This window comes from Staphylococcus muscae (genome assembly GCF_003019275.1).
Taxonomy (GTDB): Bacteria; Bacillota; Bacilli; order Staphylococcales; family Staphylococcaceae; genus Staphylococcus; species Staphylococcus muscae.
This window is the reverse complement of record NZ_CP027848.1, coordinates 112,522-127,183: the sequence shown is the minus strand read 5'-3', so window position 1 is coordinate 127,183 and position 14,662 is coordinate 112,522. Positions and strand designations below refer to the sequence as shown.

Below are 14,662 nucleotides of genomic sequence, written 5' to 3'. Positions count from 1 at the left end.
AAGTGTTGAATCAGCGGTCAATTTTAACAGTTACGTTGCCTAACTGTTAAAAATAGCGACATATAGAGATTCTTTTATGAGTCATCATGCAGTTACGACACTTAGGCATGCCTGACTGTAAATAATTAAGCGCAACTGTACAGATATGCATACATTCTAGTGAGTTACGCAAAACATCACATTCATTTAAACAAATCCGTTAAACTAGCATTAAATTCAGAAAGAGGAGGTCGCTATCATGACTTGGGCGAGTATCATTCTAGGTATTGTGAAATTAATCAAAGGCTTGGTAGACACATTTGCGAAATAAGATATTGACCTAGCGCTGAGACATGTCCGTGATGTCTCAGCGTTTTTTGATGTTAGAAAGATGCTTCAAATTATATATAATAACTATATAATGCATGCCCTTGTAGTCACTGAACTCCCCACATATTTTGTGTGATGTAAAATTTCTACATATAAGTTAAATGGAAAGAAAATTCCCTAGTAATCTGTTGCTTTATTCAACAGACTTGGTTATAATAAGTTTTGTGTTAAAAAGTCCTGGTAGCTCAGCTGGATAGAGCAATGGCCTTCTAAGCCATCGGTCGGGGGTTCGAATCCCTCCCAGGACGTTAATTATAGAAATTTAAAGACATTTCAATTTTAAGAATCCCGTATCTACGGGGTTCTTCTTTATTTTGTTTATAATTACATGCCATATCTCACTAATTTTCAGGGACTTTTTAGGGACCCAAACTTGTATAATTAACCCCATCCAAATTAATGAGTGGGGTTTGGTTACTTATCTTCCAGCTGCTTTTGGTAATTATAAAGGTTTTCGGCAGTATTAAAGCTTAGTTACTCTACTTTTATTTCACCATGTCTTATTTTCTAATATTGGCTAAGTCTACATTTGCTTGTTTACTTATTTTATAGGCAGATAAATCTGATTCAATTAAGTTTTTCACATAAACAGACTAATGGAATATTTAAAAATGATATAAAATGTAAATATCAGTGCGGCTATACCTATTGCATAGTTTAAGATAATTTTAACCTTCGTTTTAGTTAAATTTGTCATTCGAATCACCCCTTATTATAATAAAATAGTGGAAGAGAATTAAATTCACAACCAACTTTTGATTATTGAAGCAATTGTCGTAATCCCTAAGCAGTAGTTTCGAAAGGTTCTGCTTTTAGATTCAGCGATACTTGCTTCTTTTTGCTTTCTTTCTAGCCTGTTAAAAATACGTTGAGTATTAATTTATATAAAAACTAAGCTAGTGAAAAGATCCCAGGTTATAAAAGCCTGAGATCTTTTTTGTTATTTTTCAATTGAATTACGTCGGAAAGCACGTAATGTGAAAATCCCCATTAACATAGTTAAAAGTCCTGTGAACATCTTTGTTTCTTGTTCTTGACCTGTATTTGGTAAAACCTTCACCTTATTATGTGATGTGTTTTTATTTGCTAGCGTAGTATTTGAAAGCCTTTCCGTTTTTAATTGCGTTGTACCTACTACATTATCAATTGGCTTAGCAGTTAAGTTATTTCTAACTGTTTTTTTCGGAATTGTCACTTGGTCACCTGTTGGTAATATCACTTGAATTCCTTTTGATGGTACTTCAAACTTATTTACTTTAACCACATGATTTAGTTTATCGCCTTTTGATGTTACACCTGCTTTAGTCTTACTTGGTGCATTAGCACTCGGTTTATGTTGATTCATTTTAACTTTAATTGTTTTTTTACTATTAACCTTAACTAGCTTTGACGTTGTTGGTTTAACTGGTTTTGATGGCTTAACTGGTTTTGATGTTGTCGGTTTAACTGGTTCTGATGGCTTAGCTGGTTTTTCAACTTTTGTTAAGTCTTCCAATGCTTTTTGAGCAGCTGCTTTATGCTTCTTAGCATCAGCAAGTTTCTTTTCAGCAGCAGCTAATGCTTTCGTATTTTTAGCAACTAACGCTTTTGCATCACTAATAGCTTTTTGTTGTGTTGCGTTACTTGATGTAATATGCTGACGTTGTTGTTTTAATTTACTGATGATTGTTTCAATATAAGTCATTTCATTATTATAATGGCTCACTTTAGAATCTAAGGCTGCTTTCTCCTTCTTCAACTGTGCAAGTTCAGTTTTTAATTCGCCTGAATGATCCACCACTTCTTCACGAACATATTTGAATAACGTTTTAGGTAAGAACTTAATCTTTTTCCCATCAATACGATATGTTACTTTACCATCTGGCATTTCTGTTTCGACAGGTTTATAAAAGTCTTCATAACCCATGCCTGATGTATTATAAACGTACATAAATACCTGATCCCCATGAAAAGTATCACTCACAAGACCTAAACCAAAATCATTATTATGTTGAATCATATTTGTTCTATGCCAGTAGTTTTTAAAAAGATTGTTATATTCAGCAAACCAACTCAACACAATACTGTAAGCAAGTTCTTCATCTGAAATCAACAAACTTTGTGTGTCAAACTTGTACCCCGCATTCTCAGTGCCTTGTAATCGATCACTATTCGGTAAGTTTGTGTCGTGAGAAAGCACTTGATTTGTAATAATCTCTTTTGCTCGATCCATTGAGTATTTTTGCAATTCTTTGTTAGTGGTAAATTTTACTTTTCCTGATAAACCATTAATGCGTTTAATTTCGTTAATGTATTGTTCAACAAACTTCCCAACACGTTGCACATTCGGCACATATTTACCTTTAGGCTCTTTTAATGTCACTGTTTTAGGTGTCCCAGAGTAAACTACATCTTCAGTCCATTCATTAAATCGATGTTCTTCTACATATTTTACCGAATCATTTGTATATGATTTGGTAACTTTAACTGTCGGTTTGTATTTTTTAAGTTCTTGTTCTTTGTTATTAACTTCAGATGTTTTTTGATCTAATTGCGATTGCGTTATTTGAGCTTTCGATTTTATATCATTTAAGTTCTTTGTGTTATCAGCAATTTTTTGATCCACTTGTTTCGTTGACGTTGTTTTCACTGATTGCGCAGCTTTTAATTGCTGCTCTGCTACCACTTTATCATGAACTGCTTTATCTCTTTCTTCTTGAGCTGATTTTACTTGTTGATTAGCTGTATTCAAATCATTTTTAGCATCTTCAGTTTCTTGTTTTTTCAATTCTTTTTTTGACACTTCAGTACGTTTAAAATTTGAAGCTAATTCATCCGTATTTAGGTGTTTAGGTTGTTCTTCTGTAATAGTTGGATTTTGAGGTGCTTCAGTTGTATGTTGTGGTTTTTCTGATGTGGGAGTTTCTGTGGATTCTGGTTGAGTAGGTTTATCATCAGTTGTTTCGGATGTTGTAGGCTCAGCTTGAGGTATATCTGGTTGTGGTTGATCTGAAGTTTGTGGTTGTTCTTGACCTTCTGTGACAGGAGCAATTTCTTCTGCAGCTTTAGCAGCGTGACCCCCTGCTAATACGGCCGAAGTAGCTAAACCAGTAATTAACGTTCTTACAAATAATTTTTGCGACATTGACATGTCTCCCTTCGATTGAGAGTTTATTTTTAACAACCAACTTACATTTCTCTCTCTAACAGTCGACTGGAAAAATCATTAGAATAAATTGTTTAATAGAATGATTTAAAAACATGTTGTCGAATACGATTGAATTAAATCCTATCATTCACACAAATTTTGACATTTTTATTTTAGCACACACTCACTTCAATATAAATATAGTTTCTATTTTTATTAAGTCATTCTATACTTTTAAACATGACTTCTCATTACTTTATAAAGATAAATTAGAACTGCATCCTATATCAGCAAAGAAAGACCCCAATTCATGAGATCTTTCTCTAATGTTTGTTTAAGATGACAATTTTAAACTTGTATAAATAATTTACAAAAAGAGGCTTACTTTTGTTCTGGTAATATCATCTCTCTGAAGTATTTTAGACCTTCTACACCAATAGGTTCTTCTGTAACTTTACCTTTTTTAGTTGTGAAATGGTATACATTGCCTTCAGACACACCACCACTACTTTGTGAATTATCAGTATCTATTGACAGAAATGTATAGAAATAATATTTTCTTAAATAAGCCAAAACGATTTCAACTTCATCATTTGAAAATAAATAATCTTTTTTTAATACTTCTATAATTGATTGTCTCCAAGAATCATTAAATCTTCTAAAAATAAATGATGGTTTTTCTGACTCTTGTTTTGCGTTTTGAATATATAAGGCTATACGGCGTATAATAATGCGTGCACTAAATAGAATCACATCATTTTGTGTACTTAAAATGTTATTTCCAATTCCTTTCCCATTTTTCTTTATGTCAGGCATTGTAGATCGAAAAGGAAAACTTTCTAGGTTACATGTTTTTATATTTTTAAAATAATCTTTGACGCTATCTCTATCATTATTCTCTACATACTCGATGATGTAGTCAATTAAACCATTAAACTCTTTTTCGTGGAGTATTTTTCTAAAGTATTGCTTGGTGTAATAATAATTTTTTAGTTTATCCTTTAAGTCTGAAATAACCTCCTCATTATCTCTATCATTTTTTAATAAACTTTCAATTTCATCTTCAACTTCAGACTTTTCATCATTAAAAATATGTTGCAAAACAAGTTTTTGTGTTTCACTATTGTCACTTGATTGAAAATTTTCAAGATGTGAACTTGGATCGGGATTTTCAAAAACTCGTCCATCCTTAGTAACATATTTTCTGAATGCTTGATGAAAATCTAAAATATTTCTATTGTATTTTCGTCCTTTTACATCAAATTTATCAGCAATATTTGGATTTGTTAAACACAAAAACAAATTAGCTTCTTCAATATTCCCTTGAACGTGATTAGGAATAGCATATCGCAATTTTCTATTATGTTTATCCATACTTTTTTTAGGGATAATATGAGACATCTCTTCATCATAGTCTAACCATGAAAATGTTTCTGCATTTTCATCACCATCTTCAAGTGGCAATTCATTAATAATTCGACTGAAGTTACCAATCAATTTTTGACCTGCTTCTTTTTGCCATGGATTATATTGATTTGAAAATGCTTCTTTATCTAACAATGCTTTAGATAAAATCTTTTCTTCAAACTCTTTTTCAGTTGATTCATTAAGCGATTCAATTACTTCAGTAATTTCTTCACTTTTTAATACCTTATCAGTCATAAAATACCCTCCCGTTAATCGCAAATAATACACTAGGTTCTTTAAAGATAAAATGGAACATAACTAACTATATTGTGATAGATACAGTAAGTACAATCTAATAGATTTGTGCTAATTATAAACGAAATCAATTATCTCGTTCAATTACTGTTCATTTTCTAGAAAGTCATGTCCCATTCTAATATTTTAATTATTTTTGTGATGATTTACGACGGAAACCAAAGTATGTCGCAATGCCTGCTAATAATGCTGCAAGTCCTGCAAAGATTCCTGTTTTTTGTTCTTGACCTGTATTAGGTAACATCTGCATATTGTCATCAGATTTATCATTACCTTTTGATAAGTTCATAGCCTTTGGTGCTTGTCCATTGCTTGATGTCATTGTTGCTTTTAGTTGTGTAGTAACTGGCATATTACCCATTGGCTCTGCAATCAATGTAGTGCCAACTGTTTTCTTCGAAATTGTCACTTTTTCACCTGATGGCAATGTGACTTGGATTCCTTTTGATGACGTCTCTGTTGTACCTAATTTTTTATCCATAGTAGGTTTTTCTTCTTTTGGAACAACTACTGGTTTTGTTTCAGTTGGTGTATTTGTTCCAGGTTGTGTTGTTTCTCCTGGTTTAACATTATCTTTTGGCTTTTCAGACGTTGGTTTTGACGGCATTGTTGGTTTTTCTGTTGGTTTCGTTGTATCAGAAGGTTGTGTCGGTTCATCAACTTTTGTTAATTCGTCCAATGCTTTTTGTGCAGCTGCTTTATTTTTTTTAGCATCTGCAAGTTTCTTTTCTGCAGCAGCTAATGCTTTCGTATTTTTAGCAACTAACGCTTTTGCATCACTCATTGCTTTTTGCTGAGTAGCATTATTTGCGTTAATTAATTTACGTTGTTCTTGCAAATTAGCAATTGTTTTCTTAATTTTTGAAATTTCATTGTTATAATTTTTAAGTTCAGATTCTAAGTTTGCTTTTTCTTTATTTAATTTATTTAACTCAGCTTTAATATCACCAGATTTGTCAATTGTTTCTGTTGTAATATATTGGAATACTTTCTTAGGTACGAAATAAACTTCTTTACCATCTAAACGATATTGTAATTTATCTCCAACTTGAGTTTCTGTTACTTTACTATAAACATTTTCTCTATCCCAACCTTGAGAGTTCATAACTGAGAGTAGAGTATAAATTCCGTCTTCTTCTCCTCCATATCTCACAGTTGCGAAGCCAATTTCACCGTCAACACCTAAAAGGTTTGTACGATGACCATATCCTTTTTTAGCGTTATTATAATCTGAGAACCAAGCTAATAACATCGTATAAGCAACTTCTTCATCAGATACAGGTTTTGATTCATACGCATAATGACGAGCTAAATTTTCTGCACCTTGATATTTATTTCTATCTGGTAACTCAGTGTAATGGCTTCGGTAATTAGCAGCTGATTCATCTGCTCGGGCTTGAGAGAAAGCTTGCACGGCAGGGTTAGTTGATAATGTTACATGACCTGGCAAACCATTAATGCGTTTTAATTCGTTAAGATAATCTACAAAAATTTGGCCAATTCGTTCGTTATTTGGAACGTACTTTCCTTGTTGAGCTTTTAATTTTACAACTTGAGGTGTTCCAGTGTATTTCACATCTTCTACCCAGTCGTGATAACGTTGATTCTCTGCCTCTTCAGGCGTGTTAGAAGTGTGAACAACCTTTTCTCTTACCTCAGGTTTATAATTTTTAATTTGCTGTTCTTTTTTATCAATTTCAGCTTGCTTTTTATTCAATTGTGATTGTGTTGTTTGAACTTTAGATGTTGTGTTGTTTAATTTTTTAGTTTCATCAACAATTTTTTGATCCACTTGTTTCGTTGATGTTGTTTTTACAGATTGTGCTGTTTTTAATTTTTGATCAGCTGCAGCTTTTTCTTGAGCCGCTTTATCTCGATCATCTTGTGCAGCTTTAACTTGTTGATTAGCAGTATTTAAATTATTTTGAGCATTTTCAATTTCTTGCTGTTTTAATTCTTCTTTTGAGACTTCAGCTGGTTTAGTATCTGAAACTAAATCCTCTTCTCCCGTATTAGGCTGTTCAGGTTGATCTTGTATCGGTTGTTCTTCAGCAATAGGTGTTTCTTCTGGTGCATCTGTTGTAGGTTGTGTTTCTTCTGGTGTTGTTACATCAGTAGTTGTTGATGGTTCATCTGTTGTGTCAGATGATGTATTTTCAGTTTGAGGTGTATCTGCTTGTGTTTGATTTGAAGTTTGAGGTTGTTCTTGATTGTCTGTAACTGGCGCTGTTTCTTCTGCAGCTTTTGCAGCATGTCCCCCTGCTAATAAAGCTGATGTTGCTAAACCGGTAATTAATGTGCGTACAAATAATTTCTGTGACATTTACATGTCCCCTTCCTTGTATGTTTTATTATTTATATAGATATGACTAAGCAAAAAATTGTTATAGTTCATTATCTTAAATCTTTTATGTTTATCATAAATAGAAGATTTACTCTTCTACTTTTGTAAGTTCATCTTCAATCCCTAATTCTTGGCTGACTAACTTCACTTTATCTTTTTCAACTTTGTAATCCATTTTGAATACTTCGCCTTGTTCACGAATGATGATTTTATTTTCTTTTTTATCTATTTTTCCTTCAAAAGATACATCTTCCTTAGTAAAAAAAGAAAAACCAGTATTTTCTAACTTAAATGTTAATTCGACTTTTTCTGTTTCATCATTTGCTTCAAGCATTACTTTATCGTTTTCGTATGTTCCATCTAGTTTGTTTCCACATGCTGTTAATAATACGACCATGAATAATGCGAGTGTAAGTAATCTTTTCATTAAATGTACCCCCTATTGAATTATCTATTATTTATTTTTAAATAAATTATCCAGTGATGAGATCGTTGCTGGGTTGCTCGTAGGATATGAAACATCTTGACCGACAATATCCAAGTCTTTTGTTTCTGTAAGATCTAATTTTGTTACTTTTGCGATATTTTTGTTATATGTCAACATCTTACCGAGTTGATATGTAGCGATAACGATTTGTTGATATAGTACAACGACGTATTTTACATCGTTTAATCGTTTAGGTGATATTTTCCAACCGCTACTTGCACGCTCTATTATTTCTTGTTTATTTTTCGGTTTTTCCCCCGTCAACTTTATAATTAGTAAATTATTCATGATTCTCCACTCCTTAATCCTTCTTCCTCATTACTAATTATCTAATTTACATTTTCAATCATTCAATATATCATTGTATTTTTATATTATCACAGATGTGAAATCAAGAATATAGTATTTCTCAAATTTGTATTTTGTGACAATTTTAGGAACTTTTACAAAAACCCCTTTGAGAGTTTTACCTATAACCTTAAAATCACTTTACTCTTTAACAAATTTATGCTTATTTTTGAAAAATTTTTGTAGTGCACAATTCTCTTGACTTATGCTTTGAGTCTAAACGAAATCATTTCTAACAAAACGCAAAAAAAGTGTAATACGAAACCACCCTTAAAACTAGGATCATTAAGTATTACACTTTGATTTTTATAATATTAATCGTTATATTTCTCTTATTTTCTATTGTGCAAACAAGTTGCTTTCAGATGATAGCGTAGCAGGATTACTTGTTTTATAGTCTACAAATTGTCCAATATACTTTTGATATGTGTCATCTTCTATTAGCTCTAAGTCTTCTACTCTGCCCGTAGAACGATTGTATTTAAATTCGTCACCTAAACGATACGTTGCAACAACCTCTTGTAATATGAGTACGACAACAAATTCTACGTCATCTAATCTTTTAGGAGATATTTTCCATTTTCCTGTTACTCTGTCTTTGAGTGCTTTGTCACTCTCGTCATGTTCTTTTGATAACTTGATTACTAAGATATTCTTCTTATCGTCCAATGCTATCCCTCCTTTTATCAACAAATATACGTAGAATGAATTAGTGATTTACATAATTAATTCATATGAATATTATCATAAAATTGATGGAATGTAAAATAATTCAAGAAAACGGTAACTACGACAACATCAACCTTTGAACCGTTGATTTCAAAAATGAAAGAGAGTGAGATATCAAGCATTATAGTAACGCTTGTGTCCCACTCTTGTTATAGTTTGAATTTAAATTTTAATCTTCCACTACAATGTCATGCGATTGATGACCTGATGTTGACGATTTCGAAAGTTCAGTTGATACCTTCTATTATCTTCAATAATTTCTGCATAAGTCTCTTCTATATTACTGCGCGATTGTGAAATACTGCCTGGATTGATGACATGTATACCATTAATATACTCATAGCGAGCAACGTGTGTATGTCCATAAAACGCAAAACGTGCCCCATTTTGACTGGCTTGTTGTGCTAGTGTTAATCTTGATCCATTTACACCGAAAAGATGCCCATGTGTAAAAAAGATTCTGTCCCCATCCGATGTAGCTATTTGTGTTTCTGGAAATTCTGGGTAAAAGTCCATATTACCTTTGACACGTTGATACAAACTTAACTCAGTATCATAATATTTAAATTCTGAGTCACCCAGATGGAAGAATGCATCAGCATCTTCATGTTGATGATAAATATCATATAAAATTCCTGTTTCTGAATGATTATCACTGACTAGAATCCACTTTTTCATCGTTACACTTCACTTTCAATAAATGCTTGTAATTGATCGATTGCTTTACGTCTGTGACTGATTTCCGCCTTTTCTGATGTTGTCAGTTGTGCCATAGTTTTTTGCTTATCAGGTACGTAGAAGACTGGATCATAACCAAAACCATTCTCTCCCGTACGTTGTAAAGTGATTTCACCTTCAACTCTACCTGTAAATGTATGAGTCACACCTTCTGCTGTTGTCAAACTAATCACACAGACAAATCGGGCTGTACGGTCTTCGTGACCTTCTAACTTCTCTAACACTTTATCAATATTTGCTTCATCATCTTTCGCTTCTCCAGCATATCGTGCGGAATAAATGCCGGGTTCTCCGTTTAACGACGTAACTTCTAAACCACTATCATCAGCAATAACTGTTTTTCCAAGTGCTTTCGCTGCTGCTTCAGATTTCAAACGTGCATTCTCTTCAAATGTTGTACCCGTTTCTTCAACATCAAAGTCAGCGATTAATTCATTAATACCAATGACCTTCGCTTCTTTAAAAATTGTTTTAAAATCATTAATTTTACCTTGATTAGATGTGGCGATTACTATTTCCTTCATCGAACGTTCTCCTAACTTAATGTGATTTGTTCAACTTCTGTATCTATCTTCAGCCATTCTTTAATAATGTATGTCATATGTGTCACGTCTCCATTCGCAAAGAAACGATGCTGTGGTGCTGGATTATAGTGTGCATGTCCCTGACTAAATGTCAAAAGCGCACTTACTTCTCTTGCTGTTTCAAGTCCTGATGAGATGACAACTTTACGCTTATCGAAATAGTCATAGATTGGCTGATATAGCAATGGATAGTGTGTGCAACCTAAAATAACCGTATCTGCATCATGTTGACGCCAACGCTTCAATGTTTGATGAATGATAATATTTGTGATTGTAGGATCTTTGTATTTCATCTCTTCTACAAGTGGTACAAATCCAGGACATGCAACACCACTCACTTCAACATGCGGGTTAATGCGATTGATCTGGTGGCGATACGCTTCTGATTTGATTGTTCCTTCTGTTCCAAGTACGAGTACTTTTTGATTATTCGTTGTCATAATGGCCGTTCTTGCACCTGGTTCAATCACACCAATAACTGGTATTTTTAATTGTTGTTGAAGTGGTTTTAACGCTACTGCGGTCGCTGTATTACATGCGATGACTAACATTTTTATGTTGAACTTTGTGAGATATTCCGCCATTTGAATCGTAAATTTTTTGACCTCCTCCCCACTTCTTGGTCCGTATGGGCAACGACCAACATCTCCTAGATAGTAGATTGTTTCATTTGGAAGTTGTCGCATGATTTCTTTTGCGACTGTGAGTCCACCCACACCCGAGTCCATGACACCGATTGGTCTTTCCATGGCTTTCAACCTCTTCTCTATGTTTGTTACTGACCATTTTAACATGTGTAACAAAGCATTTGCTAGAAACTCAAATTTTACACTCAATGATTTCTACGAACTATATCTTTGTACATAAAAATAGAGCTGAAACAGCATTCTGTTCCAGCCCTATCTTATATGATTAGTCCACTAAATGATCAGAACCAAAGAATGATTTGAACATATGGAATGATGTTTCTCTGTTTAATGCTGCGATTGATGTCGTCAATGGAATACCTTTAGGACATGCTTGTACACAGTTTTGTGAGTTACCACATGCTTGCAAGCCACCCATATCCATCAATGCATTCAAACGCTCATCTTTCGTCATTGAACCTGTTGGATGTAAGTTGAATAAACGAACTTGAGAGATTGCTTGTGCACCAACGAAACTATTGTTGCGTGTCACGTTCGGACAAACTTCTAAACATACACCACAAGTCATACATTTTGATAATTCGTATGCTGTTTGACGTTTTTTCTCTGGCATACGTGGTCCAGGACCTAAGTCATACGTACCATCAATCGGTACCCATGCTTTCATACGTTTCAAGTTGTCAAACATACGTGTACGGTCAACTTGTAAGTCACGAATGACTGGGAATGTACTCATTGGTTCAAGACGAATCGGTTGTTCAAGTTGATCAACGATTGCTGAACATGATTGACGTGCACGACCATTGATAACCATTGAACAAGCACCACATACTTCTTCTAGACAGTTCATGTCCCAAGTTACTGGTGTTGTTTTTTCCCCTTTGTCATTGTATGGATTACGTTGAATTTCCATCAAACAAGCAATAACGTTCATGTTGTCACGGTACGGAATAACAAATGTTTCTTCGTACGGTTGTGACGTTTCATCTTTTTGACGTTTGATGATCAATTTCACCGTTCTATTTGCATTTTTGTTGGGTTGTTGTTCTGACACTTGCTCTTTAGTGCTAGGCATTATTTTTTACCCCCTTTTGACTTACTTGTGTAGTCACGTTTACGAGGTGGGATTAAGCTCACATCTACTGGTTTATACGTAAAGGCTGGAGCTTCATGTCGGCCTTTGTATTCTGCCAATGTGTGTTTTAACCACTCTTCATCGTTACGATTTGGGAATTCTGGTTTGTAGTGTGCACCACGTGATTCGTTACGGTTATATGCTCCAATCGTAATAACGCGTGCTAACACAAGCATATTCCACAATTGACGTGTGAAGAATACCGCTTGGTTACTCCATTTAGAAGTATCTTCCATATCGATATCTTCATAGCGTTGCATTAACTCAACGATCTTCTTATCAGTTTCTAATAAACGCTTGTTATCACGTACAACAGTTACGTTAGCTGTCATGATTTCACCGAGTTCACGGTGTAACTTATAAGCATTTTCAGTCCCTTTCATGTTCAGTAACTTATCGAAACGTTCTTGTTCTTCGTCAACACGTTGTTGATATAAGCTATCATCCATATCAACATATGATTTTCCAATGTTTTGAACGTACTTCACAGCATTAGGACCAGCTACTGTCCCACCGTAGATTGCTGATAACAATGAGTTCGCACCGAGACGGTTACCACCGTGTTGTGAGAAGTCACATTCACCCGCTGCAAATAAGCCATCGATGTTTGTCATTTGATCGTAGTCTACATACAAGCCACCCATTGAATAGTGAACTGCTGGGAAGATTTTCATTGGAACTTTACGTGGGTCATCCCCAGTAAACTTCTCATAAATTTCAATGATACCGCCGAGCTTAACATCTAGCTCATGTGGATCTTTGTGTGATAAGTCAAGGTATACCATGTTTTCACCATTGATACCTAACTTTTGGTTCACGCAGACATCAAAGATTTCACGTGTTGCGATATCACGTGGTACTAAGTTACCGTAATCCGGATATTTCTCTTCTAAGAAGTACCATGGTTTACCATCTTTATACGTCCAAATACGTCCACCTTCACCACGTGCTGATTCAGACATGAGACGTAACTTGTCGTCACCTGGAATCGCTGTTGGATGGATTTGGATAAATTCACCATTCGCATATTGTACACCTTGTTGGTATACGATAGATGCTGCTGAACCTGTGTTGATCATAGAGTTAGTTGTTTTACCGAAGATAATACCAGGACCACCCGTCGCCATGATAACGGCATCTGATCCGAATGATTTGATTTCAGATGTTGTGATGTTCTGAGCTACGATACCACGTGCTGCATTGTCGTCGTCTTTAACAACACCTAAAAATTCCCATCCTTCATATTTTGTCACAAGTCCATCGACTTCAAAACTACGCACTTGTTCATCAAGCGCATATAATAATTGTTGTCCAGTTGTCGCACCTGCGAATGCAGTTCTATGATGTAATGTACCGCCGAAACGACGGAAATCTAATAACCCTTCACTCGTTCTGTTGAACATAACACCCATACGATCTAGTAAATGAATGATCTTAGGTGCTGCTTCAGTCATTTTTTGTACAGGCGGTTGGTCTGCTAAGAAGTCCCCACCGTATACTGTGTCATCAAAGTGAATCCATGGTGAGTCACCTTCACCTTTTGTATTAACTGCCCCGTTGATACCGCCTTGCGCACATACTGAGTGAGAGCGTTTAACTGGAACAATTGAGAACAAGTCTACATGTGCACCTTGTTCTGCTGCTTTAATTGTTGACATGAGACCCGCTAGGCCACCACCGACAACAATAATTTTCTTCTCTGCCATAAAATAGTCACTCCCCTGAAATGATTAAACCGCTTATAAGAACGCTAAGATCGCACTTACACCGATGTATGATACTACTAAGAAAATTGCTAATGAAACCCATGTAAAAATACGTTGTGACTTAGGTGATTGCAAAATACCCCATGTCACTAAGAATGACCATAAGCCATTCGCAAAATGAAAGACTACTGCGATGATACAAACGATATAGAAAATCAACCATAATGGGTTCGTTACGATATCGTGGATCATATCGAAGTTTACTTCATGTCCAAATAATTTTTGGATACGTGTTTGCCACATATGCACCATTACGAAGATAAATGTTAATAAACCTGATAAGCGTTGGAATAAGAATAACCAGTTACGCGTATATGAGTAATGACCGATATTGTGACTTGCAGTAAATGCAATATGAATACCGTACACCGCATGGTATAAAATTGGAATGTAGATCATAATGATCTCTAAGGCGTACAAAAATGGTAATGAGTCCATAAAGCCTGCCGCTTTGTTAAATGCCTCTACCCCTTTAGTCGCTTGATGGTTCACCATTAAATGTACTAATAAGAAAGCACCTAATGGCACAACACCTAATAACGAGTGTAGACGTCTAAGGTAGAATTGGTTCTTTGATTGTGTCAAAGGAAGTCCCCCCTGCGATACTTTTTAGTTTTTGATTTCTTTAATATTTGCCCTATTTTAGAAAACGTTTGCATCAACGTT

Annotated in this window: 13 protein-coding genes and 1 tRNA gene; 2 read left to right on the top strand and 12 right to left on the bottom strand. The window is 34.6% G+C overall.

The window, feature by feature from the left end; genetic code table 11:
- Positions 1–238 precede the first annotated feature (238 nt).
- Together C7J88_RS10695 and C7J88_RS00615 are read left to right on the top strand one after the other, a co-directional pair.
- Positions 239–310: an alpha-1/alpha-2 family phenol-soluble modulin gene (locus tag C7J88_RS10695; RefSeq protein ID WP_106904272.1), complete on the top strand. Its 72-nt coding sequence runs from the start codon at positions 239–241 to the stop codon at positions 308–310.
- A gap of 233 nt (positions 311–543) precedes the next feature.
- Positions 544–617: transfer RNA gene (locus C7J88_RS00615), tRNA-Arg, on the top strand.
- Positions 618–1,309: 692 nt separating this feature from the next.
- Here the strand turns inward: C7J88_RS00615 and C7J88_RS00610 are convergent.
- From C7J88_RS00610 to C7J88_RS00555, 12 genes are all read right to left on the bottom strand, one after another.
- Positions 1,310–3,493: a hypothetical protein gene (locus C7J88_RS00610; RefSeq protein WP_095116206.1), complete on the bottom strand. Its 2,184-nt coding sequence runs from the start codon at positions 3,491–3,493 to the stop codon at positions 1,310–1,312.
- Positions 3,494–3,877: 384 nt separating this feature from the next.
- On the bottom strand, positions 3,878–5,158 hold the full coding sequence (locus C7J88_RS00605; protein WP_095116204.1) for a hypothetical protein: 1,281 nt from the start codon (positions 5,156–5,158) through the stop codon (positions 3,878–3,880).
- 190 nt (positions 5,159–5,348) lie between these two features.
- Positions 5,349–7,541 (bottom strand): LPXTG cell wall anchor domain-containing protein, encoded by a 2,193-nt coding sequence (locus C7J88_RS00600; RefSeq protein ID WP_095116202.1) that lies wholly within the window; start codon positions 7,539–7,541, stop codon positions 5,349–5,351.
- A gap of 109 nt (positions 7,542–7,650) precedes the next feature.
- A complete protein-coding gene (locus tag C7J88_RS00595) occupies positions 7,651–7,989 on the bottom strand; it encodes a hypothetical protein (RefSeq protein WP_095116200.1) in 339 nt (112 codons plus the stop codon).
- A gap of 27 nt (positions 7,990–8,016) precedes the next feature.
- Positions 8,017–8,337 (bottom strand): hypothetical protein, encoded by a 321-nt coding sequence (locus C7J88_RS00590; protein ID WP_095116198.1) that lies wholly within the window; start codon positions 8,335–8,337, stop codon positions 8,017–8,019.
- Between the two features lie 399 nt (positions 8,338–8,736).
- Positions 8,737–9,066, bottom strand: coding sequence for a hypothetical protein (locus C7J88_RS00585; RefSeq protein ID WP_095116196.1), 330 nt, complete (start codon positions 9,064–9,066; stop codon positions 8,737–8,739).
- Between the two features lie 240 nt (positions 9,067–9,306).
- The gene (locus C7J88_RS00580) at positions 9,307–9,804 is read right to left on the bottom strand and encodes a YfcE family phosphodiesterase (RefSeq protein WP_095116194.1); all 498 of its coding nucleotides are present in this window, start codon (positions 9,802–9,804) and stop codon (positions 9,307–9,309) included.
- A 2-nt stretch (positions 9,805–9,806) separates the two neighbouring features.
- Entirely contained in the window at positions 9,807–10,388 is a 582-nt protein-coding gene (locus C7J88_RS00575) for an XTP/dITP diphosphatase (RefSeq protein WP_095116192.1), read from the bottom strand.
- An 11-nt stretch (positions 10,389–10,399) separates the two neighbouring features.
- Entirely contained in the window at positions 10,400–11,197 is a 798-nt protein-coding gene (racE, locus tag C7J88_RS00570) for a glutamate racemase (RefSeq protein WP_095116190.1), read from the bottom strand.
- Between the two features lie 163 nt (positions 11,198–11,360).
- The gene (gene sdhB / locus C7J88_RS00565; RefSeq protein ID WP_095116188.1) at positions 11,361–12,170 is read right to left on the bottom strand and encodes a succinate dehydrogenase iron-sulfur subunit; all 810 of its coding nucleotides are present in this window, start codon (positions 12,168–12,170) and stop codon (positions 11,361–11,363) included.
- Positions 12,170–13,936, bottom strand: coding sequence for a succinate dehydrogenase flavoprotein subunit (sdhA, locus tag C7J88_RS00560; RefSeq protein ID WP_095116186.1), 1,767 nt, complete (start codon positions 13,934–13,936; stop codon positions 12,170–12,172). Before sdhA ends, sdhB begins: the two co-directional genes overlap by 1 nt.
- Before the next feature lie 33 nt (positions 13,937–13,969).
- Complete coding sequence (locus C7J88_RS00555; RefSeq protein WP_095116184.1) at positions 13,970–14,581, bottom strand: succinate dehydrogenase cytochrome b558 subunit; 612 nt, start codon at positions 14,579–14,581, stop codon at positions 13,970–13,972.
- Positions 14,582–14,662 lie beyond the last annotated feature (81 nt).